Origin of the sequence: Geobacillus sp. FSL W8-0026, from assembly GCF_037966255.1 — a bacterium.
Taxonomy (GTDB): Bacteria; Bacillota; Bacilli; order Bacillales; family Anoxybacillaceae; genus Geobacillus; species Geobacillus icigianus.
Genome location: NZ_CP150194.1, coordinates 1,483,785 through 1,507,500, shown reverse-complemented (window position 1 = coordinate 1,507,500; position 23,716 = coordinate 1,483,785). Strand labels below are relative to the sequence as shown.

Genomic DNA, 23,716 nt, shown 5'->3' with positions numbered 1-23,716 from the left:
TACGCCCAATAATTCCGGACAACGCTCGCCCCCTACGTATTACCGCGGCTGCTGGCACGTAGTTAGCCGGGGCTTTCTCGTGAGGTACCGTCACCGCGCCGCCTTGTTCAAACAGCGCTCCTTCGTCCCTCACAACAGAGCTTTACGACCCGAAGGCCTTCTTCGCTCACGCGGCGTCGCTCCGTCAGGCTTTCGCCCATTGCGGAAGATTCCCTACTGCTGCCTCCCGTAGGAGTCTGGGCCGTGTCTCAGTCCCAGTGTGGCCGGTCACCCTCTCAGGCCGGCTACGCATCGTCGCCTTGGTGAGCCGTTACCTCACCAACTAGCTAATGCGCCGCGGGCCCATCCGCAAGTGACAGCCAAAGGCCGCCTTTCAACCAAAGACCATGCGGTCTTCGGTGTTATCCGGTATTAGCTCCGGTTTCCCGGAGTTATCCCGGTCTTGCGGGCAGGTTGCCCACGTGTTACTCACCCGTCCGCCGCTGACCCAACCAGAGCAAGCTCCGATTCGGTCCGCTCGACTTGCATGTATTAGGCACGCCGCCAGCGTTCGTCCTGAGCCAGGATCAAACTCTCCAAAAGAAAGTGGATTGGCTTTGCAAGCTTCGGCACCGACACCAAACGTGTCAAGCGGCCTCCGCTTTTCGTATGGTCTAGCTTCGGCCGCTATCGGCTCGCGACGCTTCGGCCCTGCTGCGGCGGCGATAGCCTCCTCGCAGGCCCTCCAGCGCGTTTCGCCGATAGGCAAGCGGCCTCAGCCTTTCGTTGCGCTTCGTTTCGTTCAGTTTTCAAGGAACAAGCAACTGCTCTTGCAACTTAACGACAACTATCATTATAAATAAATCTTTCAAAATGTCAAGCGGTTGTTTCCATTGCTTTGTGCCGCGTTCATTTCATCACGGCAATATATTATTATAATCGTCATTCTTTGTTTGTCAACAACTTTTTTGATTGTTCCATCTCCGTCGTTTACCTTTTGACATTGCACTATCGCCAAACAGCGATTTTGATTATAGTACGTTCGCCCCTTCATGTCAACTGGAATTTCCGACCGCCGCATCGCAAACCGATTCCCCTCTGTCATGATCGTTCTTATATAATGTATTGTAAGATGAAAAACAAGCCATCAAAAAGGAGGACTCGTTACAATGAATCACCCATTTTCTGTTTTGCTTGACGGATACCGCCGCCTTTGGCCGAATCGTTCGCTCACACCGGAGTCGCTTGATGAACAGAAAAGCAAAACCCTTTTATATAAAACGATCCGGCAGGAGCTGCTCGACGAATGGACGCATCCGCGTTTGCGGCAGACCCCTGAAGTGAAATTTTATTACGCGGTTAAGCGAGTGACTGCGTCGAACTTGCCCGATGACATAAAAATCGCGCTCATTCAAACGTATTTGACGGCAATGGAACAATTGCGCCCCAGTCATACATAATTCACGAACATACGGCTCACACTATTGAACGGAATCCAGTGACACCAAGGAGGAAAGCAGTTATGGCGTTAATTCCGTATGACCCGTTTCGCCATTTGGAATTGATTCGCCGTGATATGAACCGCTTTTTCACGAGTGATTTTCCATCGCTGTTTGCCCATATGGACGAGCAACACTTTATGCCGCGCATCGACATGCATGAAACAGCCAACGAATACGTTGTTTCGTGCGACTTGCCGGGTCTCGAGCGAAAAGAAGATGTACACATTGACGTGCAGAACAACATGTTGACCATCAGCGGCACGATTCAGCGCCATCATGATGTCAAAGAGGAACAAATGCACCGGCGCGAACGCTTCTTCGGCCGCTTCCAACGTTCGATCACCCTGCCGGCTGATGCGGCGACAGAAAACATTCGCGCGACGTACAAAAACGGCGTGCTCGATATTCACATCCCGAAAACAACAACAGGAACGAAAAAACGCGTTGATATCGAATTCCACTAACATGGAAGGGAGCGGTTGATCAACCGCTCCCCTTTTCACGTCCCTCGCTGCTGGCGCGGATAACGAGCTCTGTTGGCACGACAACTTTCTTGCAGATGATTCGGTTGGTCGTCAACCGTTCAACGAGCATCTCTACCGCTGTTTCACCCATAAATTCTGTGTATACTTTCACCGTTGAAAGCGGCGGGTGAAGAAAGGCGGCGGTCGGAAGATCATTGAACCCCACAACGGCCACTTCTTCCGGAACGGCGATGCCCGCTTCGTGCAACGCGCGTAAAGCGCCGATGGCCATCGAATCGCTGGCGATAAAAAACGCTGTCGGCAAGTCCCCTTGGGCAATCGCCTCTTTCATCAGCCGATAGCCATCCTCGGCCGTAAAGGAGCCAATCCATACATGGCGCGAATCGTGTATCCCCTTGACATACAAATATTCGTAAAACGCTGTTTCCCGCTCATCACGAATTGGCGTTTCCCCGTCGACATATTCACGGCCGCCGATATACCCGATTTTCGTGTGCCCAAGCTGAAGCAAGTAGTCGAGCACCGCAATCGTCGCCTGGCGCAAATCGATCACGACCGAGTCAAACCGCCGTTCATCCGGCGAGCAGTCGACAAAGACGATTTGCTTCGCCCCTTCGGCAAAGGCGCTCACTTCGTTCGGACCGAATTTCCCGACGGCAATGATGCCATCAAGCGATTTCATCCGTTCAATCGGATAAGCGCCGTTCTGTTTAAACAATTTGACGAGTTCGAGGCCGCGGTCAAAACATTCTTTTTCCACACCGAGGCGGATTGCCATATAATACGGGTCGTCGATTTCTTGATGCTCCGAATACCAGTGAATGAGCCCGAAGCGAAATGATTCACGCGCCTGTTGGCTCCGTTCCCGCAATGTTTTGTAGTTCAGCTCTTGGGCGACTTCAAAAATGCGCTTTCTCGTCTCGTCGGAGACGGATAGCGTTGTGTCGTAGTTGAGCACGCGCGACACGGTTGCGACAGAGACGCCGACCTTTTCGGCAATTTCTTTTAATGTGGCCATAGTCTGTGTGACTCCTTTCTTCCTGTTTCATATGAAACACGTTTTTTCGCCTTGTTTATGCAAAAGACGACATCTTCTCCATCGCATGGCTAAGAAAGCGGCGAAACGCACCCCTTCCCCGCTTGTCCCGCTTAAATACGCCGGCGTGCTCCAATACGGTCACAAACCGTTGTCCGATTTCGTAGCGCAAAATATCATGGACATTTTCCTTCGTGATGTCCGGGTAGGCCGAGCGAATGGTTTCGCACCAATGCCAATGTTTACGCATTGTCTCGTCCCAGTCTTCTTTTTTCGTCCGATGGACAAGGTAGTCGGCCAACGTCTCAAGCTCCACGGCAAGCCGCCCCGGCAGCACCGCCAGACCCATCACTTCGATCAAGCCGATATTTTCTTTTTTGATATGATGCAGTTCCTGATGCGGATGGAAAATGCCATACGGATGCTCTGTCGATGTTCGGTTGTTGCGCAAAACGATGTCCAATTCAAACAAATCGCCGCGCCTCCGGGCGATCGCGGTGATCGTATTGTGCGGGACATCGCCGCTAGAAGCGATAATCTCGACACTTGGATCGCTGTACGCCCGCCACGCCTCATACAGACGCACCGCTGCCTCCAGCACGTCCTCTTTCGCCCCGGTTAAGCGGATCACCGACATCGGCCAGCGGACAATCCCCGCCGTCAGTGATGGAAACGAAGGGAGATCTATGTATTCCTCGATCTCTGCCTTTTCCATCGCAAACCGATAGCGCCCGCCTTGAAAATGATCGTGTGTTAAAATCGAGCCGCCGACAATCGGCAAGTCAGCGTTTGAGCCGATAAAATAATGGGGAAATTGTTCGACAAAATCAAGCAAACGCTCAAGCGTCTTCCGCTCCATTTTCATCGGCACATGTTCGGCGGAAAAGACGATGCAATGTTCATGATAGTACACGTAGGGAGAATATTGGAAATACCACTGTTCATCCAATAACGTGATCGGGATGACACGGTGATTGGAACGGGCGGGATGACGCCACGTTCCTTCATACCCTTCGTTTTCTTTGCATAATACACATTTTGGATACGAGGATGACGGCATCTCTTTTAATTTGGCGATTTCCTTCGGGTCTTTTTCCGGCTTCGCCAAGTTAATGGTGATATCCAATTCTCCATAGATGGTTGACACTTTCCAGTGCTGATTGTTGGCGATGCGCGCCGTTTGAATGTAATTGGACGCTTGGCTCAACGAATAAAACCAGTCCGTCGCCTCCTGCGGGCTGCGGCGGTATCGCTCGTAAAAGGCGCGGATCACTTCCGACGGCCGCGGCATGACGCAGTCCATCAGTCTCGCATCCCATATATCGCGCTCGGTTGTGGTATTCGTTTCCAACAATCCTTGTTCATACGCCCAATCAATCATAGCGTCCAATACCGGGGCCGGCGAGGCCAAGGGAACGTCCTTGACCTCGGCCGGCTGCCATTCCGTGAGTCGGAGCGTTGCCAGCAGGCGGTTGCGCGCGTACACCACATCTTCCGGCGCTAAAAGGCCGCGTTGCTCAGCATAACGGATCAGTTGTTCAATCGCCGCAAAAATCGTTTCCATGTTTACACACCCCGATATCCGTTTGGCCGCGCTTTGTGCCACTCCCACGCCGAGGCGACGATATCCGTAATGGACAAGTATTTCGGCTCCCAGCCGAGCTCGCGCTTTGCTTTTTCCGATGAAGCGACAAGCCGCGCCGGGTCGCCCGGCCGCCGCGCCACGACGCGGGCAGGGATCGGGTGTCCGGTCACTTGCCGCGCCGCTTCGATCACTTCTTTGACGCTGAAGCCGTTGCCGTTGCCGAGATTGTACACGTCACTGGACGCTCCATTCCGCAGTTTTTCAAGCGCCAACACGTGGGCATCGACGAGATCAAGCACATGGATGTAGTCGCGGATGCACGTGCCGTCGGGCGTGTCGTAGTCATCGCCGAAAACGGAAATTTCCTCGCGCTGGCCAAGCGGCACTTTTAAAATCAATGGAATCAGATGCGTCTCCGGGTTGTGGTCCTCACCGATTGTCGTGCCGTACGCCCCGGCGACATTAAAGTAGCGGAGCGAAATCGAGCGGATGCCGTAGGCGCGGTCCGCCCATTTCATCATTTTTTCCATCGCCAGCTTCGTTTCTCCATACGCGTTCGTCGGTTCCGTCGGGTCGGTTTCGACGATCGGGATTTGTTTCGGCTCCCCATACACGGCGGCGGTTGAAGAAAAGACGATTTGCTTGACGCCAAATTCCTTCATCACTTCAAGCAGCACTTGTGTGCCATACACATTGTTGTCGTAATATTTCAGCGGCTCTTCCATGCTTTCGCCGACCAATGAGTTCGCCGCAAAATGAATGACCGCCTCAATGTCATGCTGGCGAAACACCTTGCGCAAAAAATCGCGGTCGCGAATATCGCCTTGGCAAAACACCGCATCAGGGTGAACCGCCTCCCGGTGCCCCGTCTGCAAGTTATCCACCACGACCACGCGCTCCCCTTTTTCAAGCAGACGGTACACCGCATGGCTGCCGATATACCCTGCCCCTCCGCAAACCAAAATCATCGGCTCATCTCCTCCAGTTCCGTGAGTTCTCTCGCCCCGTCACCAACTTCAACGACATAAAAGCTTGCTTCATAACCGATTTTTTCGGCATACGCGTTTCCGACCCGTTCAATGAAATCTTGAACGCATGCCTTTTTCACAATGTTCACCGTGCAGCCGCCAAATCCTGCTCCGGTCATGCGCGCCCCGACCGTTCCTTCGTGCGACCATGCGGCCTCCACGAGCGTATCAAGTTCGGCTCCGGTTACTTCATAGTCATGGCGCAGCGACAAATGCGACTGTTTCATCAACTCGCCAAAGCGGACGAGGTCTCCCTGCTCAAGCGCCCGGGCGGCTTCAAGCGTCCGCTCGTTTTCCGTCACCGCATGGCGGGCCCGTTTTTGTTCAAGCGGGGAAAGAAGATGTTCATAACGGGCCAGTTCCGCGCTTGTCAGCTCGCCGAGCGAGGCGATGTTCCGCACGCTTTGCAGCTTCGCGAGCGCCGCCTCGCACGTCGCCCGCCGCTCGTTGTACGCCGAGTCCGCCAAGCCGCGCTTTTTGTTTGTGTTCGCGATGACAATCGAACAATCGTTGAGCACGAGCGGCAAATAGCGGTACTCGAGCGTCTGGCAGTTCAATAGAATGGCGCAATCTTGTTTCCCCATGCCGACGGCAAACTGATCCATAATGCCGCAATGGACGCCAACGTATTCATTTTCTACGGTTTGGCTCATTTTCACAAGCTCCAGCTGATCAAGCCCGCGCCTGAACAGTTCGTTGAGCATCACCGCGGTCACAAGCTCAATCGACGCCGATGACGACAGCCCGGCGCCGTTCGGGATCGTGCCGTAATACAAAATATCCAATCCGGTCTCAAGCGGGCCAAGCGCTTGAAACGCAGCCAAGATTCCTTTCGGGTAGTTCGCCCAACCGTGTTCGCGACGATAAGACAAGTCGTCGTAAGAGACCGTGACCACTCCCGCTTCCGGGAAGTTTTGCGAATAAAAGCGGACAAACGGCTCATCCGTTTGTCTAACAAGCGCATACGTGCCGATCGCAAGCGCGCACGGCAGCACATGCCCGCCGTTGTAATCCGTATGCTCACCGATCAAATTGACGCGGCCGGGGGCGAAGAAGATACGAACTCGTTCTTTACCCCCACCAAATACATTTTTAAAGGTTTCTGTCAAACCGAAACTAACAGCCATGATTATGCCTCCTAAACAATCAATCGCTAGTATATATTTTAGTATAAATTTTACTAAAAAACAATAAAAAAGAATTTTTATTAGGTTGCTTATTTGACATGTAACTTAAAATTACGGTCTTATGCCTTTCTTTCTTTAATCAACGTCTTATCCCTTCATCCTTTAAAAAAGTAAAATTACCCCATATTTTATTTCCTAACCTTAACTCAAAAACAACTCGCGGTATTGTCCAAATCTTAGTATTCGGCTAATCCAAAGCAACAAATAAATACGATAAAATATACCGGGTATCACTTTCAAATTCGATAATTGAATCGCCTCCAATTTCTCTTGTACCATATTGGCCAATCAGAACAGAAAACATAGCTTCAACCACTTTGTTTTCTGCAAAGAAAAATACAGAGTTTCGCAACGAAAAGTGCAGAGAATTACAACTTGACATGGAGCCTCTGGGGGCGTGATGAAAAAGCCAGGAAGCCAGCAATATCAAGGGCTGGCTATGCCTAAAAAGGCTATCACGCCCCCTCTCCATGTAAAGTTGTCCTAAGCCAAATTCTCTGCAGATCTCTGCATTTTTATTTTGCAATAAACACCACTTTCCATTTTTGTTTGATAAGTATATCATGTGATGGCATTTTTATTTTTCGAGATAAATAAAAACGCTAAGATGAGAAGTTTACATCATGATGCTGTTGTCGCTAAACTTTATGAATCATAAACTCAAATCCCATGTCTTGATCTGCCTTTATGACGTATTCATCGTGAACAGGGGCGCCCCAGCTGTCGTCTCCGCCAACTCCCATTTGTCGACCTGCTACCGTGACAACCGTATAATGAATATTGGGCAGCTCGTAATGATGATTGGCATGTTCAAGTTCAAAAGCTGTGTATGGCGAAAAGTTGCATTCCAACGGTTCAGTTATAGAAGAAATTTTTATTCCCTGTCCATTGTTGTTCGTTAAGCTTACTTTACGAACTCCTGTTCTGTTTCCTGATTCCTGCGGTTTGAGATAGCGCGATACATTGTCAGATACTTGATTTCTAAAAATTCCAAGTCTTGCCCCCTTTGAGCGATCGACATAGTTTTCTTCGGGCCCCATTGCATACCACTCGAGTTGATTATAGTCGGCTGGAACCTTGAATGATACCGCAAAAATCGGCATTGACGGAAGATTCTCGACTCCATGATAGACCGCCTTCACGCGAATGCTGCCATCAGCATAAACGGTATAACCAATTTTCACTTCCAATTCGGGGTTAATGGAAAATTTGTAGGTAAAGGTGACATTTACTTGGGCCGCTTCCTCTTTCACATCGACTTTTACACATTTACGCGCCAAACTCGCCGCATACCAAAGCCCCGAATAGAAGTCTTGCAAAAAACCTCGATCATTATCAGTCGTGGCCCTCCAAAACAATGGTGCAGGAGGGACCGCAATCATCTCCTTGCCTGCGTAATTCATTGAAACTAGGCTTCCTGCCTGTTTGGAAAACATGATCGTAAAATCTTTGCCGTGCACCCCAATGTTGACATCACCATGGACAACTTTTAACTTTCCGCTAGGAACAACGAATTCCTTGGAACCAATCTGGAATACAAACTGGCCGAATGCCACCTCATAACCAGCATCAGCCCAAAGTGTTTTTTCTTTCAATTTAAATGATGCATGAATGCAATATTCACCTGCATCTGCCATCATCCCAAGGGGCCAGTCGAACTCGACTCTTTTCTCTTCCTGCGGCGCTACCGATACATTCAGCTTGCTTCGATACAACTCTCTCCCTTCAAGGAATAGGACGTATTCTAAATCATATTCACTTGTGTCAGTGAAAAGACTTTCATTTCTAATATTGACACCGTATTGATCCGGTGAAAGCTTAAAGTTTTGATAAAGATATTTTACTTCCTGCATCTTCGGTGACAACTCCCGGTTGGCATAGACAATTCCGTTCGTGCAGAAACCGTAATCGGTTGGACGGTCGCCAAAGTCCCCTCCATATGCCAAAAATTCTTTTCCATAACGATCTTTTTTCACAAGGGCTTGATCAATGAAATCCCAAATAAAACCACCTTGATACATCGGATACTTTTGTTCCAAATCCGTATATTTGTACATCCCGCCGAGCGAGTTCCCCATTGCATGCATATATTCGCAGCTGATATACGGTTTATCCGGATTTTCTGTTAAATACTTTTCAATTTCATGAGGCTTTGCGTACATACGACTTTCTATGTCGCTTATATCATTGTACTCGCGGGCATGGAATACTCCTTCATAATGGACAAGACGGCTCGGATCGACTGACCGAAAATAGTTGGCGACGTTTAACAGAACTTCCCCAGCATACGATTCATTTCCACATGACCAAATCAGGATGGAAGGATGGTTCTTATCCCTTTCAAACATTGAAATCGCCCGGTCCATAACAATGTCTTGCCATTCTCGATTGTTCCCCGGAACATTCCATGTGGGGTCGACACGGCCCATTTTTTGCCACGTTCCGTGCGTTTCCAAATTCATTTCATCAATGACATAGATGCCGTATTCATCGCATAGTTCATACCAATAGCTTTGATTCGGATAGTGTGACGTACGGACTGCGTTAATGTTATGACGCTTCAATGTTTTAATATCCCATAGCATATCTTCCTTTGTGATCGCCCGGCCTCTTCGGCAATGAAATTCATGTCGGTTAACGCCTTTAAATACAATCCGTTTTCCGTTAAGGTGCATAACTTTATTGATGATCTCGAATCTTCGAAAACCGACCTTCTGTGGAACAACCTCTACCAATTGGCCAAACTCGTTAAAAATCTGAATATATAGCTTATACAAATACGGTTTCTCCGCGCTCCATAATTCCGGTTCATCGACCGCAATGGAAAATGTCCCCTTTTCGCCATGAAGCTCTCCGTCTTTTTTGGCGACAAGGTCGCCTTTCGCATCATACAGTTCAGCGATAAACCTAGAGCCGGCAGGTACCGGAGACAAAAAGGTAAGGTCCGCCGTTAACATGCCTCTCGTATAGGACGAATCCAATTCGGCGCGAACATGTAAATCATAGACATGAATATCTGGCACTGTATAAAGGTATACATCGCGAAAGATTCCAGAAAAACGCCAGAAATCCTGATCCTCAAGCCAACTTCCGGTGCTGTACTGGTAAACCTCAACCGCGAGCTTATTCTCTCCATCCTTTATAAAAGGTGTAAGTTCAAATTCTGCCGGCGTGAAAGAGTCCTCACTATACCCGACAAACTGCCCGTTCAACCAAACATAAAACGCCGACTCCACTCCTTGAAAAGAAATATACACCGGTTTACCTTTCATACGTTCAGGAAGATTAAAAATTTTTATATAGCTTCCTACTGGATTATAATCCATAGGAACTTCTGGAGGATGAACATCGCAATGACCATCCCACGGATACATTATATTTACATACTGGGGAGTTCCATAACCTTGCAACTGAATATGCCCTGGTACGGAAATATCACTCCAGTTTGAGCAGTCAAAATCGAGCTGATAAAATTCCGCCGGGCGGCTAGCTGGATTGACTGCATAGTGAAACTTCCAATTCCCATTCAACTCATAGCGCATCGACATGGAAACTCCACTTTTTGCTTCTTCCAACGTCTCATAATAAATATGGTCCGAATGGGCAGGCAGGCGATTAACCTCGAACACACGAGGATCTGAAAGCCATTCTAATGTGGGGGTTGTTAATGTTTTTTTCATTATTTCCACACTCCTGACTCATCATTTTACTGAACCGAGCATCCCGGCAACGAAGTGCTTTTGCATGAAAAAGAAGATCAGCGCCGTCGGCAAGGTAGCGATCACAATAGCAGTCATGATCATTCCAAAATCCGGATAATAACTCGATCCGAGATTTGATATAAGCAATGGCACCGTCTGGTTCTCCGGGGACTGTAATATGACAAGTGGCCATAAATAGCTGTTCCAGCTCGACATAAATGTAATAATGGCCGCGGCTGCATAGGTTGTTTTCATGGTAGGGACATACAGCCTGAAGAAGATCCCCCATTCAGACAATCCATCAATTCGGCCCGCTTCAATAATTTCCTTCGGGAACATTTTCGTGCTTTGGCGGAAGAAAAAAATCAGAAATGCCGTTGTGACTGTCGGCAAAATAACGGCCGTCATTGTATCAACACCGATGCTTGGAAATATTTGTGATATTGTCCCAAACATTCTAAACAACGGGACCATTAAAGCAGCAAAAGGTATCATCATTGAAAGCAACAAGAAATTGAATACAAAATCTTTTGTTTTGCTTTTAAAAATTTCAAATCCGTAACCAGCCAAAGAGGAGATCAACAATGCAAGTAAAGTTGTTACAATCGCGATTTTTGCCGAATTCATTAATGCATTGACCAGATTAGTGCTATCAAGCAGGTTGCGGAAGTTTTCCATAAAATGACTACCTGGCAATAACCGTCCTTTCGTCACTTCTACTGATTTATTCGTTGCACTAACAACCATCCACAAAAATGGAAACACAGAAACAATAGATGCAATGGTTAAAACAGTATAGTTGAATACGTTTTTAAGATTACTCATTTTTATCACCTGCCACTTTAAACTGAATAATAGAAAAGAATACAATCATAATCACAATCGCATACGAAACTGTTGCTGCATAACCGAAATCAGGGGTATATTTAAATGAAAGATTGTAGATATATTGAGAAATCGTCATCGTTGCATTTCCCGGCCCCCCTTGCGTAATGTTCATTACTTCATCGAACAGCTGGAGCGTACCGATTGTTGAACTGATTGATGTAAACAAAATCATAGGCTTTAACAATGGAATCGTAATTTTAAAAAACTGCTGAACTGGCGAAGCACCATCAATTTTAGCCGCTTCATAAATCGAGTGATCGATATTTTGTAGGGCAGATAAGTAAAAAATCATATTATAGCCTGTCCATCTCCACGTAAGAGCAATAATAATGGTCACTTTAGCCCAAAAAGGATCACCTAGCCAGTTGATTGGCTCAGATATAAGGGAAAATTTCGTCAACATAACGTTGATCAATCCATCTTCGCTAAACAAATATTTAAATATGACAGAATACGCAACTAGGGAAGTGACACATGGTAAAAAGATTGCTGTTCGGAACAATCCTCTCAGCTTTAATTTCGGATTATTCAATAGTACGGCTAAAAATAAGGCGAGAATAATCATAATCGGAACTTGAATAATAAGGTATATCACTGTATTTTTTACAGTTGTTAAAAAGGTAGGATCGTTAAATAGACGAGCATAATTTTTCAGTCCAACAAAAGTTAGATTCGCACCCGAACCTGATTGTAACGAAAGAATCAATGCCTGAACCATTGGATAGAAATAAAATACGCAAATCATAATAGTAGCCAATATCACAAAAGACCATCCAACTATTGTGCTCTTAATACGGTGTTTCCGATTAATATTTCGACCTGTTTTAATCGTCAAATCTATATTCATCCTATCTCAACTCCCTATCACTATTGATAACAAAAAATCCATGAACAAACTTTTACTCTCCTTCCGCGCATGAAAATAACAACTCAAGGCGCACCTCTTCACTGAAAAGCCCCGAACCACTCCGCCTCCTACGGAATGGTGCTATATAGATGCAATTTGAAGATTTACCATTTGCAGCTTTTATCGACTGTCGAAGGCAAGCCTATGGCTTGCCTTCGACAGTCGAAAATGGACAAACCGCTTTTCCGTCAAGGATATGTTAAACTTCTTCGTTGCATCTATATAGTATAAAAACCAGACAGGACGGCGGAATCCCGAGGCTTAATTCATAAAACAATTGATAGATGTTCTGTATATTTATTTAACTTGTTGTTCTGCCTGTTTTTGTGCATCTTCCAACACTTTATCAAGATCTTTGCCTTTTAAGTAATCTTGCAACGCAACTGCTAAAATATCTTCGATCACATACGTATGTGCACCATAGTTTACTTGAGGAATTTCTGTCATCCATTTGGAGAAATCAGCTGTTACTTTTTGACCTCCAAAAAACTCATCTGCAGCCTTATAGGCCTCACTATTAGCAGCTGGTTTGTATGTGCCAATTGCACCAATCTCTTTGTTTAGCGCTTCATAAAACTCAACATTTGATCCAAACGTTTTAGCTAGAAATTCTGCCGCCTTTTCTTTTCCAGGAATGTTAAGTACATACCAAGAACTTCCACCTAGGTTCGTAGCATTAACAGAGTTAGGAATGCCCGATTGTTTCGGAAAAGGCACAACAGCCCACTTACCAGCCTGAGAAGCTTCGGCTTTAACAGAAGCTGTAATCCAGTTTCCTGTCGGGATCGATGCAACTGCTCCACTATTAAAAGAGGCAACAAATTGACTCCAGTCGGAAACCGGTTTCGCTATCCCAGCCTCTACAATCTCTTTGTAAGTTCTAAATGCTTCCTTCAGCGGCTCATTGTCTGCCAAATTCGGGGTTACACCATCTTCTTTCACATACCATGAACCACTGGTTTGAATCATCGCACGAATAATCCCCAGATTTTTAGGATCGAGTGCAAGCATATATTTACCCGTTGCTTGTTTTACCTTTTTCCCAATTTCAATATATTTGTTCCAGTCCAATCCTTGTAAATCATCAACAGTATATCCCGCTTTTTGCAAATAATCTGTTCTCACATATAACCCAGCAACCCCTGTATCAAACGGAAGCCCATAATGTTTACCATTTAAGCTAGTAGGAGCAAGCTTATATTCAGCAAAATCTTCCGCTTTGAAATATTTTGATAGGTCATAGAATGCATCAGGATACGATTTAAGGAAGCTCTGTGCACTATAGTCTTCAATTAATACGATATTTGGCAAGCCTTTTGTTGTGCCAGAACTTAAACTTGTATTAAGCTTTTGAACGACATCCTTTTGAGCATTTTCAATAATTTTTAATTTAAAATTAGGATTCTCTTTCTTATAAAACTCTTCTGCAATTTTCATCGCTTTTACGTTAAAATTTGGATCCCACGTCCACACTGTTATTTCATTCGTACTTTTTGTGCTATCTGCAGCTCCACCGTTTTTCGTTTTTGAAGAACAAGCAGTTAATAGAAGAATACTTACTAAAAATAGTGTCAAAATCTTTTTCAAAGAAAATCCCTCCTGTTTTTTTAATTCTTATGAACTTTTGGTGAAAAAGGAGTCTAATTAAGAATATATAGCCGAAAAACATACATTTTTCAGTTGTTGTCTTAATGAAATGAGCCTTTTCACTAAGTGCGTAAGATCCAATGTTTATAGACATTGTCATCTTATGCATATTATGTTGCCAACTGTCGGAACGAGACTTCTCTAAACCTTCCCGGCTTCATCATGCTCTCTTAACACTGCTACATCAACCCCTTGAATCCTCAATTCACCTCCTCGAAAGCATTTCCCATCAATCATATTCTGGTATATCTTATCTTCTGGCAGTGACAGTGTCACTTCGTAATCATTATGATTGATAATAATTAAATACTTCCATTCATCAGTCTCTCTTTGTTGCACCTCTACATTTTCAGCTACTTCAAGAATGGGATTAATATGATGTTTAGCGAAAACCTGTTCTAAAAGCCTGCCTAAATAATTACTATCTGGATAAGTACCGACGTAAATCCCCTCTCCTTTACCGTAGCAGTTACGTGTAACCGCCGGAAGTCCTGCATACCAATCCCCCTTAAATGTCGCTAGAGGTTCTGCCCCTTCTAATCGGATTATGTCCGCCCACGTCGTACAATCATATTCCCCATCGTTACTATATATTTTGTTTACCTTTGTTTCTGGGTATGGTACAAATTCCTCAACAAAAATCCCCAAAATATCTCGCAGAGGACCAGGATATCCGCCTAAATGTACACGGTCATTTTCATCTACAATGCCACTGAAGAAACTGACAATCAAAGTGCCACCGTTAGCAACAAATTGCCGTAAGTTTTCATCTTCTCCCTCTTTAACCATATATAACATTGGAGCGATAACTACTTTGTATTTTGTTAGATCATCAGATGGCCTTACAAAATCGACAGCAATATTACGTTTATATAATTCCCTATAATAAGCTTCAACTATAGGAATATATCTTAGTTTATTATGTGGTTTGGAACTTAGTTCGACAGCCCACCAGTTTTCCCAATCAAAAATGATCGCGACCTCTGCCTTGATTCTAGATCCGACCAAACAATCTAACTTTTTCAGCTCTTGCCCTAACTGTGTAACTTCCCTATAAATTCTATTATTCTCGTTCAAAAAGTGGGGCACCATTGCACCGTGGAATTTTTCAGCTCCTGCTCTACTTTGACGCCACTGGAAAAACATAATACCATCTGCACCACGGGCAATAGTTGCATAACTCCATAGACGCATTACACCTGGCGGTTTTGGAACATTAATATCGCGCCAGTTAACATGTGAGGTTACCTGCTCCATCAAAATAAACGGTTGACCTTTTCTTAAACTACGCATAAGGTCATTCATCATGGCGTGCTGAATTGGCAAGCCCTCTCTGGGATCAGGATATGAGTCCCATGTCACAATATCTACATGCTGAGCCCATTGAAAATAGTTTAACGGTTTGAATGAACCCATGAAATTAGTTGATACTGGAATATCTGGTGTTACCTCACGTAAAATTTCCTTTTCTGTTAAAAACAACTTGAGAATTGAGTCATTCATAAAACGGTAGTAATCAAGTTCTTGGGATGGATTAATAAAAGTTGGTGCCTTTCTAGGGGGATTAATTTCATCCCAATGATTGTATCGCTGTCCCCAAAAGTTTGTACCCCAACGTTCATTTAATTCATCGATTGTTTTATATCTTTCCTTTAGCCACTTTCTAAACGCGACAGCACAATTCTCACAAAAACACTTGGAAACGTGACATGCATACTCATTATTAACATGCCACATTTTGAGTGCCGGATGATTTTTATACCGTTCTGCTATAGCCCTCACAAGTCTCTTTATGTGCGTAATTAATTGAGGATGATTAGGACAATAATGTTGTCTACTGCCAAACGAGAGAATGACACCGCTTTCATCGATCGGCAAAGAATCTGGATACTTTTTTACAAACCAAGCTGGAGTAGTTGCAGTCGCCGTCCCCAAGTTAATATAAACACCGTGGTCATATAGTATATCTATAACCTTGTCTAGCCATTCAAAGTCGAACACTCCATCAGACGGTTCGATCTTGCTCCAACTGAAAATCCCTAAAGATACTAAATTCACCCCCGCTTTTTGCATCAACTTAGCATCTTCATACCAAATTTCCTCTGGCCATTGCTCTGGGTTATAATCTCCTCCGTAACAAATTGAGGATAACACATTCATAATTATTCCCCCTAGCTAATTTTCGTTTAATTACTGTAGATGAGCAAATTTGCTAACATAAATTGACAGCTAAACAAAAAAGGAGACATGAACCCAGCTCCTTGAGTAAAATAGATGTGCTCAAACTACCCGCAAGGAGGTTCATGTCTCATGAATAGATTAGCACATCATCAAGGAATCCACAAGTTTTTCATGACGCTGGGATTGGCGCTTTATTTCTCGAAACCGGTCATCAAGCATCTCGTTCATATTGTGGATGCCTTGACTACCAAGGGATTTTCGGGAACATTGACCGATGTCCATCACTGGAGTTTTCATCCCAATCATCGAACCACGCTCAGCCATTTTTTCACGAAAAGCCCTTGGGATGAAGAGACGTTGCTTCGCAAACTCCAGCAATGGATCCTTCATCGCATCCAGCGAATCGCCAAACAGGAGAATCAACCCCTTTTTGTTTCGATTGATGATACGATTTGCCAAAAAACGAAGCCTTCGTCACGGGCTGCCCGCGCCATTCAAGGGTGTGATTGGCACTACTCGCACAAAGATCATCAATCCGTTTGGGGGCATTCGCTCGTTTGGCTGATGGTGCATACTTTCTCGCAAGCGTTCCCGTTCGCCTTTCGTCTGTATGACAAGACGGCGGGAAGAAGCAAGATCGACCTAGCGATCGAGATGCTTTCCTCGCTCAAGGGGAAACGGGCTCAGCCGGTGTATGTGCTCATGGATTCGTGGTATCCGTCCCAAGCGCTCATCGAAGCCTGCCTGAAACAAGGATTCCATGTCATCGCCATGCTCAAGACGAACCGGATTCTCTATCCGAAAGGTATCGCCATCCAAGCGAAGAAGTTCGCCCGCTATATCGAGCCCAACGACACCCGCCTCGTCACGGTGGGGAAGGAGCGTTACCGCGTGTATCGCTACGAGGGAGCGATCCATGGCCTCGATGACGCGGTGGTGCTGCTGGCTTGGAAGGCGGATGAACCGATGACGCCAGATCATCTCCATGTCGTCTTGAGCACCGACCGGGAGCTAGGCGATGAAGAGATCTTGCGTTATTATGCCCAGCGCTGGACGATCGAATGCTTTTTCCGGCAGGCCAAAGACCAGCTGAAGCTCGATGGGTACCGTGTTCGTCACATTCGGGCGGTGAAACGGTATTGGGCCGTGGTGCTCTTAGCCTGCGTATACAGCATCGCCGAATCTCAGCAAGACCTCTCTTCCGGCCTGGAGCTTCTTCGGTCTCGGAAAGGGCACAGCGTCGTCGAGTTCATCTACGATGCCGCGAAGCAAGATATTCCCATTGATGTGATCAAAAAACAGCTCCATGTCGCCTAAGGGGTCCCCTGTTTGTCTCTTAGGGCATGGAAATTATTGTAATGAAAAATGCTCATCTACAGTTAATTATAAATTAAGTTAAAACTTAGTATTTGTCAACAACAATTTTTTACTAAATAAATATATATTTTTTAACTCACATTTCGCACCTTGAATAAAAATTCAAAATAAACCTGATTTCATCGAATAAAAATTAGTTATTTTACAATATCTGTATAAAAGTTTATTTTTATGCGAATATTTTGGTCATTTTTTGTATATTATGCAAAGGTTGCGAAATATGAGTTTTAATTAAAAACAACCAAATATATAGGCCCTCGCAACGGGAAAATTTCGTCTTCTTCGCAGGATAAAAATATTTTTCTGTCGAATATCGTGAATTGGTGCATTTAGGAGTTTAGGTATTTTCAGAGTAGATAAAAACAGGATCCAGTTTTTAGTATAACACTTATTAATAATCCCTTCTTCATAAATGCATAAAAAATGCCCCTAATCCTCAACCTAAGAAACAAGTGATTCAACAATGGTCGGAGGACGATTTTATGAAGGATACAATAACATCACTAAAACAAGAACTTCAAACCATCACCCACTGGGAACACTCCCAAAAAGACCTATGGTTTTGGGAAAAGCTCGGCCGCTTGCCGTTTCAAGTGCTCGATAAGCTGACGCCAAAAGTCGTCCATCGAAAACTAGGGCAGCTGCTTGATGAGCTGGGCAGCTATATTCAAAGCGGCGGGCAATACTTGGTGAATGAAGGAAAGGTATTGGACAAGCTTGGCGTATCGTCGTTGGCCGAGGTGCCGCACTTGCCGCTTGCGACGATGGATCGCGTTTGCGATGAATTGATCGATGCGCGCGTCACGTTCGCCCAGCTGCAAGGGGCGGCAACTGGAATTGGCGGGGCGCTGACGCTGGCGGTGGACATTCCAGCGCTTCTCGGCTTAGCGCTGAAAACGCTGCAAGAGATCGCCATCGTGTACGGATATGACCCGAAGGAAAAAGAGGAGCGCGTGTTTGTCGTCAAATGCCTGCAGTTTGCCGCGGCGGACATCGTCGGGAAAAAAGCGATTTTGGACGAACTTTCGTCGTTCTCCCATGAACGCGGGCGCGTCTTTTCCGAACTGCAAGGCTGGCGGGAAGTGATGATGACGTTCCGTGACCAATACGGGTGGAAAAAGCTGTTTCAAGCCGTTCCGATCATCGGTGTCATTTTCGGTTCGCTGTTTAACAAATCGTTTATGGAAGACATCGCCGAAACCGGGAAGATGCTCTATCGGAAGCGTCGCATCATCGAGAAGCTCAAACAGTTTGAACCCGGCATCTAAGACACCGGGTTCAATTCGTTTATGACTGGTGCATAGGCTCGAGCGACAGCATCCCTTCTTATCGTTGAACAGCTTTCAATCGCCACATCATGCTGGTAAAATCGCCCAAGCGGTGCGGCACCGCCACTCCGGCATACATCAGCTCGTCGCCGCCGTAAACGCCAAGGCCTTCGATTTCATAGTCTTGATTCGGGTCAAGCCCTTTTAAGCGCAAGTGCGACAGCGGCGCGTTCGCTTCCGCCAGAACGCGGAAGTAAGCGACGAGCGCTTCCGACTGATCTCCCGAGACGAACATCCATGCCGCCTCGTTGCCTTCAAACGGGCTGAGCAGCCGATAAAACGTGCCGAACTGGACGAGGCGGCGCACATCTTTGTAAAACGCGACTTGTTCCTTAATGATTTGTTTTTCTGTTACCGTCAATTTCGTGATATCGAGCTCATAGCCGAAGTTGCCTGACATCGCGACATGGCCGCGCGTCTTGAGCGACGTCACCCGCCCGACTTGATGGTTCGGCACGGCCGAGACGTGGGCACCCATGGCGCTCACTGGGTAAACGAGGCTTGTACCGTACTGGATTTTCAGGCGCGAGACAGCGTCAGTGTTGTCGCTCGTCCATGTTTGAGGCATATAATAGAGAATCCCCGGGTCAAACCGCCCCCCGCCTCCTGAGCAGCTTTCAAACAAAATGTGCGGAAAGCGCGAGGTAATCTCGTCCATGACGCGGTACAGCCCAAGCATATAGCGGTGCGACGTTTCGCGCTGGCGCTCGGGCGGCAGGGCGGCCGAACCGATTTCCGTCATATGGCGGTTCATGTCCCATTTCACATAAGTGATGGGGGCGCTCGCAAGCACATTCGAGATCGTTTCAATCATATAGTCGCACACGTCTTGGCGGGAATAATCGAGCACAAGCTGGTTCCGTCCTTCAGAGCGCGGGCGGTTCGGCACATGGAGACACCAGTCGGGATGTTTCCGGTACAGCTCGCTGTTTGGCGACACCATTTCCGGTTCGATCCATAAGCCGAACTGCAGCCCGAGTTCGTTCACTTGTTTCGCCAGCCCGTCCAAGCCGTTTGGAAGCTTGCGCCGGTTGACGATCCAATCGCCGAGCGACCGGCGGTCGTCATCGCGCTCGCCAAACCAGCCGTCGTCAAGCACAACCAGTTCGATGCCAAGCTCCGCTGCTGTTCTCGCGATGTTGACGATTTTTTCTTCGTTAAAATCAAAGTACGTCGCTTCCCAATTGTTGATTAAAATCGGACGTTCGCGGTCGCGGAACGCGCCGCGCGCTAGGCGGGTGCGGTACAGTTCGTGGTAGGTTTGCGACATCCCGTTCAACCCTTGGTCGGAGTAAACCATGACCACTTCCGGCGTTTGGAACGACTCACCCGGCTGAAGCAGCCATGTGAAATCAAACGGGTTGATCCCCATCGAGACGCGGGCAGTGCCGAACTGGTCCACCTCGATTTGGGCGAGAAAATTGCCGCTGTACACAAAGCTGAACCCGTATACTTCGCCTTGGTGTTCATCGGCGTTTTTGGCGACGAGCGCGATAAATGGGTTTTGTTGGTGGCTGCTCGCGCCGCGGCGGCTTTCCGCCGCTTGCACGCCGGTCACAAGCGGGCGGCGCTCGATCCAGCGCTCGCGCCCCCACGCTCCGGGGAGATGGATCCAATCATAGTCAGCAGTTGGGAAATCGACGCTCATACTGAGGGCGCGCAGCAGTTTCAACCGCTCGCCGCCTTTGTTTTCAAAACGGGCCGCGCGCGTGATGACGTTCCATTTTTCATACGCCGTATACTGCAACGTGACCTCTAGACCGATCAGCGCATCCTCGAGGACAATTTCCAACGTTTCCGCTTCATTCTCGTGTTCCACGTATGTCGCCGGCAGTCCGTTCAGTCTAGGCTTCCCTTTGTAAATGTGGTGCGTCTTGTAGCGCAAATCCGTCACCGTCGAACCGTTCTCAAGCTGCACTTGATACGCCGGAGAACGAAAATCGGTATTCCCATAGGCTGGATATTCTTGCGGCAGCGTATCGAGCGAAAACGTGCGGTCGGATGGGTCGGGGTTAGGGGAAAACGCGCGATCGAGCCGCGGAAACGCCCGCGCGCCTCGAACATCGCGCACCGCTTTTCCCCAATAGATATGAGCCAAATAGCCGGAGCGGAAAAGCTGCATCACGTAGCTTGCCTTGCCCGCCCGCAAATGAAACTGCTTCGTTTGCGGATTGTATGTAACCGCCATCCTCTTCCCTCACTTTGATTTTTTATTTAAATTTTACTTAATTTTTACGAAAAGATCCATCAAAAAAGCGCCTGGATTCAGGCGCTCATCATTTCCTTCATGATCATTGGTTCACTTCGCTCCTTCCTCTGCCAACACCGCACGCCGCAGTTCCTTGTCGAGTTCTTTCTCATACACGTCCCGCTCTTCCTCGGTCCACCCCAAATACCGCGCCATAAACGCAACAACCGCCTCTTTCTCACGCCGGACCGAATCAATATCAAACAACAGCGCTCCGGTGCGGCGGATGAAGTAGTCGACTGGTTTGACCGCCATTTCTTCCTCGATGGCGTAGACGAGGCGGACGAACGTTTCGCGCGTTAAGCCGGACGAGCGGTCGTATTGCTGGCTTAAAGCAAACAGCTGGTCGACATTTGTGCCGTATTGTCTCGCCAGCCGCGCTCCCGCTTCTTTCGTCAATCCATAGCGCACCGCTTCTTCCGCTTTTTCGGCGATGAAGGCAGGGAGGCGGTGCGAGCCGCCGACATCGCCCCCGGAAATTGGCAGCTGTTTCGTTTGGCACGGGCGGAACGTGTTTCCCTCTTCTTTTTCCAATTGTTTGGCGACGAGGTCAACGACCGTTTCCGCCATTTTCCGGTAGCCGGTCAGTTTGCCGCCAGCGATCGTAATGAGGCCGGACGGCGATGTCCAAATCTCGTCTTTGCGGGAAATTTCCGACGGGTCTTTCCCTTCTTCATAGATGAGCGGGCGGACGCCAGCCCAACTTGATTCCACATCGGCCGCGGTGATGCCGACAGACGGAAACATGTAGTGAATCGCCTGCAATAAGTAGTCGCGGTCTTCTTCAGTCATGGCCGGATGAGCGGGATCATCGTCATAAAATGTATCGGTCGTGCCGACATACGTTTTCCCATCCCGCGGAATGGCAAACACCATCCGGCCGTCCGGGGTGTCAAAATAGACGGCCTGCTTGAGCGGAAAACGCTTTTGATCGATGACGATATGGACGCCTTTTGTCAGCCGAAGCCGCTTGCCGGTTTTCGATCCGTCTTTGTCGCGCAGCGCATCAACCCACGGTCCGGCGGCATTGACGACTTTTTTGGCGCGGATGTCATACACTCGTCCGCCGATCAGGTCGCGGCAGCGGGCGCCGGTGATGCGGCCGCGCTCGTCGTACAAAAACTGTTCGGCTTTTACGTAGTTGACGGCGTCGGCGCCAAGCTCGACCGCTTTTTTGATCACTTCGATCGTCAAGCGGGCATCGTCGGTCCGATACTCGACGTAATAGCCGCCGCCGATCAGGCCGTCGCGCTTTAAGAGCGGCTCTTTTTCCAACGTCTGCCGGGCGTTAAGCATCGTGCGCCGCTCACTTGACTTGACGCCGGCCAGCCGGTCATAGAGCCAAAGGCCGACCGACGTGCTCCATTTGCCAAACGTCCCACCGCGATAAATGGGCAGCAGCATCCACTCCGGTGTGGTGACGTGCGGGCCGTTTTCATACACAATCGCCCGTTCGCGCCCGACTTCGGCGACGAGCTTCACCTCGAACTGCTTCAAGTAGCGCAAGCCGCCGTGGACGAGCTTGGTCGACCGGCTTGACGTGCCGGCGGCGAAATCTTGCATTTCGACAAGCGCGACCGTCATGCCGCGCGAGACGGCATCGAGGGCGATGCCGCACCCGGTGATCCCCCCGCCGATCACCAACAGATCGTATGGCTTTTCGCTCATTGTCTCGAGAACATCGTTCCGCTGTTTGCTTGAGAATGTCATGGTTGACTCCTCCTTTGAGAAAAGACAAAAAGAGACCAGTGCAAACACGATAAGCCTTCGCCTACCATGTGTGCATGGTCTCTCCTCGTCTCCTGACTGATGGTTAACTTGTTGCTTTCATTATAGCACATCGTAGCCCGTTTGACCAGCCTGATGCACATAATCGCTTAGGCGGCCTCAGGCGGGCGCTACTACGGGCTGTAATGGCGCCAAAGCGTTTCATTTGACGTGGTCACCGCCGCCGCCCCGGCTTCTAGCGCGCGTTCGACGTCGTCAGTGGTGCGGATGAGCCCGCCGGCGTAAATCGGCTTTCCGGTCCGCTCTTTCACTTCACGGATGATATGCGGCATGGCCCCTGGAATGACTTCGATGCAGTCGGGATTCGTTTTCGCAATCATCTGGTAGCTTTTCTCCAATGCGTGCGAATCAAGCAAAAAGATGCGCTGCACGGCCAAGACGCGCTTTTGGCGCGCCTTCGTAATGACGCCCGCTTTCGTGGAAATCAGGCCGTACGGGCGGAATTCTTGGCAAAGGTATTCCGCCGCGTGTTCGTCGTGGCTCAACCCCTGCACTAAATCCGTGTGGACGATCAGCTGCTTATGGCAGCGGCGCGCATAGTCAAAAAGGCTTCGTAACTGGGCGATATGTACCTCAAGCAACACCGCCAATTCATAGCGGCTCGCCAAAAACGACTCGAATTGCTTCATCGTTTTGATGGCTGGGATGACGCGTTGCTTTGTCTCCATATTCCGTTGCCTCGATTCATCCTCTCGTTTTGTCCATCTCCTCTAAACATGTGAGCGACATCATGGTTCGCGGTTTGCACGTCGCGATTTTCACCCCGCGCTTGCGAAACTTTTCGACGACGTGATGGATCGCTTTTTTGCTGGCTGCCTCTTCCTCGTGAAGATGTTCCATTGCCTCACG

General features: G+C 47.9%; 18 protein-coding genes and 1 rRNA gene (1 of these 19 running past the window's edge). 4 read left to right on the top strand and 15 right to left on the bottom strand.

Annotation, left to right across the window (positions count from 1 at the left end):
- Nucleotides 1-582: ribosomal RNA gene (locus NST29_RS07635) — 16S ribosomal RNA — on the bottom strand; it reaches 976 nt to the left of the window's first position.
- 566 nt (nt 583-1,148) lie between these two features.
- Here NST29_RS07635 and NST29_RS07630 point away from each other — a divergent pair.
- Both NST29_RS07630 and NST29_RS07625 read left to right on the top strand, forming a co-directional pair.
- Entirely contained in the window at nt 1,149-1,439 is a 291-nt protein-coding gene (locus NST29_RS07630) for a hypothetical protein (RefSeq protein ID WP_033844051.1), read from the top strand.
- A 62-nt stretch (nt 1,440-1,501) separates the two neighbouring features.
- A complete protein-coding gene (locus NST29_RS07625; protein ID WP_033844052.1) occupies nt 1,502-1,945 on the top strand; it encodes an Hsp20/alpha crystallin family protein in 444 nt (147 codons plus the stop codon).
- A gap of 19 nt (nt 1,946-1,964) precedes the next feature.
- On the opposite strand, the gene NST29_RS07620 is transcribed toward NST29_RS07625, so the two are convergent.
- The 10 genes from NST29_RS07620 to NST29_RS07575 form a co-directional block, all read right to left on the bottom strand.
- Entirely contained in the window at nt 1,965-2,984 is a 1,020-nt protein-coding gene (locus NST29_RS07620; RefSeq protein WP_033844053.1) for a LacI family DNA-binding transcriptional regulator, read from the bottom strand.
- A gap of 55 nt (nt 2,985-3,039) precedes the next feature.
- Entirely contained in the window at nt 3,040-4,566 is a 1,527-nt protein-coding gene (gene galT / locus NST29_RS07615; protein WP_339232886.1) for a UDP-glucose--hexose-1-phosphate uridylyltransferase, read from the bottom strand.
- Between the two features lie 2 nt (nt 4,567-4,568).
- A complete protein-coding gene (gene galE, locus NST29_RS07610) occupies nt 4,569-5,555 on the bottom strand; it encodes a UDP-glucose 4-epimerase GalE (protein ID WP_339232885.1) in 987 nt (328 codons plus the stop codon).
- On the bottom strand, nt 5,552-6,742 hold the full coding sequence (locus tag NST29_RS07605; protein ID WP_339232884.1) for a galactokinase: 1,191 nt from the start codon (nt 6,740-6,742) through the stop codon (nt 5,552-5,554). Before NST29_RS07605 ends, galE begins: the two co-directional genes overlap by 4 nt.
- Before the next feature lie 247 nt (nt 6,743-6,989).
- Nucleotides 6,990-7,328, bottom strand: coding sequence for a hypothetical protein (locus NST29_RS07600; RefSeq protein ID WP_339232883.1), 339 nt, complete (start codon nt 7,326-7,328; stop codon nt 6,990-6,992).
- Between the two features lie 112 nt (nt 7,329-7,440).
- Entirely contained in the window at nt 7,441-10,482 is a 3,042-nt protein-coding gene (locus tag NST29_RS07595; protein WP_339232881.1) for a glycoside hydrolase family 2 TIM barrel-domain containing protein, read from the bottom strand.
- A gap of 21 nt (nt 10,483-10,503) precedes the next feature.
- Entirely contained in the window at nt 10,504-11,328 is an 825-nt protein-coding gene (locus NST29_RS07590) for a carbohydrate ABC transporter permease (protein WP_339232879.1), read from the bottom strand.
- A complete protein-coding gene (locus NST29_RS07585; RefSeq protein WP_339232878.1) occupies nt 11,321-12,238 on the bottom strand; it encodes a sugar ABC transporter permease in 918 nt (305 codons plus the stop codon). The genes NST29_RS07590 and NST29_RS07585 overlap by 8 nt, the downstream gene beginning before the upstream one ends.
- Nucleotides 12,239-12,595: 357 nt before the next feature.
- Entirely contained in the window at nt 12,596-13,885 is a 1,290-nt protein-coding gene (locus NST29_RS07580) for an ABC transporter substrate-binding protein (protein WP_339232876.1), read from the bottom strand.
- Between the two features lie 201 nt (nt 13,886-14,086).
- A complete protein-coding gene (locus NST29_RS07575; protein ID WP_025948448.1) occupies nt 14,087-16,105 on the bottom strand; it encodes a beta-galactosidase in 2,019 nt (672 codons plus the stop codon).
- A gap of 150 nt (nt 16,106-16,255) precedes the next feature.
- Here NST29_RS07575 and NST29_RS07570 point away from each other — a divergent pair, with 150 nt between their 5' ends.
- Nucleotides 16,256-17,443: an IS701 family transposase gene (locus tag NST29_RS07570; RefSeq protein ID WP_033843015.1), complete on the top strand. Its 1,188-nt coding sequence runs from the start codon at nt 16,256-16,258 to the stop codon at nt 17,441-17,443.
- 542 nt (nt 17,444-17,985) lie between these two features.
- Nucleotides 17,986-18,771, top strand: a complete 786-nt coding sequence (locus NST29_RS07565) for an EcsC family protein (RefSeq protein ID WP_339232874.1) — start codon at nt 17,986-17,988, stop codon at nt 18,769-18,771.
- A 58-nt stretch (nt 18,772-18,829) separates the two neighbouring features.
- On the opposite strand, the gene NST29_RS07560 is transcribed toward NST29_RS07565, so the two are convergent.
- The 4 genes from NST29_RS07560 to NST29_RS07545 form a co-directional block, all read right to left on the bottom strand.
- Complete coding sequence (locus NST29_RS07560; protein WP_339232873.1) at nt 18,830-21,019, bottom strand: alpha-galactosidase; 2,190 nt, start codon at nt 21,017-21,019, stop codon at nt 18,830-18,832.
- Between the two features lie 111 nt (nt 21,020-21,130).
- Nucleotides 21,131-22,789 (bottom strand): FAD-dependent oxidoreductase, encoded by a 1,659-nt coding sequence (locus tag NST29_RS07555; RefSeq protein WP_339232872.1) that lies wholly within the window; start codon nt 22,787-22,789, stop codon nt 21,131-21,133.
- Between the two features lie 191 nt (nt 22,790-22,980).
- Nucleotides 22,981-23,535 (bottom strand): glycerol-3-phosphate responsive antiterminator, encoded by a 555-nt coding sequence (locus NST29_RS07550; RefSeq protein ID WP_033021705.1) that lies wholly within the window; start codon nt 23,533-23,535, stop codon nt 22,981-22,983.
- Nucleotides 23,536-23,551: 16 nt separating this feature from the next.
- Nucleotides 23,552-23,707 carry a hypothetical protein gene (locus NST29_RS07545; protein ID WP_165570944.1) on the bottom strand — a complete coding sequence of 52 codons (156 nt, stop codon included), beginning with the start codon at nt 23,705-23,707 and terminating at the stop codon, nt 23,552-23,554.
- Nucleotides 23,708-23,716 lie beyond the last annotated feature (9 nt).

Excerpts from the sequence above, each read along its gene's own strand:
- galT (WP_339232886.1), bottom strand. The coding sequence starts at position 4,566 with ATGGAAACGATTTTTGCGGCGATTGAACAACTGATCCGTTATGCTGAG.
- NST29_RS07560 (WP_339232873.1), bottom strand. The coding sequence starts at position 21,019 with ATGGCGGTTACATACAATCCGCAAACGAAGCAGTTTCATTTGCGGGCG.
- NST29_RS07605 (WP_339232884.1), bottom strand. The coding sequence starts at position 6,742 with ATGGCTGTTAGTTTCGGTTTGACAGAAACCTTTAAAAATGTATTTGGT.
- NST29_RS07620 (WP_033844053.1), bottom strand. The coding sequence starts at position 2,984 with ATGGCCACATTAAAAGAAATTGCCGAAAAGGTCGGCGTCTCTGTCGCA.
- galE (WP_339232885.1), bottom strand. The coding sequence starts at position 5,555 with ATGATTTTGGTTTGCGGAGGGGCAGGGTATATCGGCAGCCATGCGGTG.
- NST29_RS07570 (WP_033843015.1), top strand. The coding sequence starts at position 16,256 with ATGAATAGATTAGCACATCATCAAGGAATCCACAAGTTTTTCATGACG.
- NST29_RS07590 (WP_339232879.1), bottom strand. The coding sequence starts at position 11,328 with ATGAGTAATCTTAAAAACGTATTCAACTATACTGTTTTAACCATTGCA.
- NST29_RS07585 (WP_339232878.1), bottom strand. The coding sequence starts at position 12,238 with ATGAATATAGATTTGACGATTAAAACAGGTCGAAATATTAATCGGAAA.
- NST29_RS07595 (WP_339232881.1), bottom strand. The coding sequence starts at position 10,482 with ATGAAAAAAACATTAACAACCCCCACATTAGAATGGCTTTCAGATCCT.
- NST29_RS07625 (WP_033844052.1), top strand. The coding sequence starts at position 1,502 with ATGGCGTTAATTCCGTATGACCCGTTTCGCCATTTGGAATTGATTCGC.
- NST29_RS07545 (WP_165570944.1), bottom strand. The coding sequence starts at position 23,707 with ATGGAACATCTTCACGAGGAAGAGGCAGCCAGCAAAAAAGCGATCCAT.
- NST29_RS07630 (WP_033844051.1), top strand. The coding sequence starts at position 1,149 with ATGAATCACCCATTTTCTGTTTTGCTTGACGGATACCGCCGCCTTTGG.
- NST29_RS07575 (WP_025948448.1), bottom strand. The coding sequence starts at position 16,105 with ATGAATGTGTTATCCTCAATTTGTTACGGAGGAGATTATAACCCAGAG.
- NST29_RS07565 (WP_339232874.1), top strand. The coding sequence starts at position 17,986 with ATGAAGGATACAATAACATCACTAAAACAAGAACTTCAAACCATCACC.
- NST29_RS07555 (WP_339232872.1), bottom strand. The coding sequence starts at position 22,789 with ATGACATTCTCAAGCAAACAGCGGAACGATGTTCTCGAGACAATGAGC.
- NST29_RS07550 (WP_033021705.1), bottom strand. The coding sequence starts at position 23,535 with ATGGAGACAAAGCAACGCGTCATCCCAGCCATCAAAACGATGAAGCAA.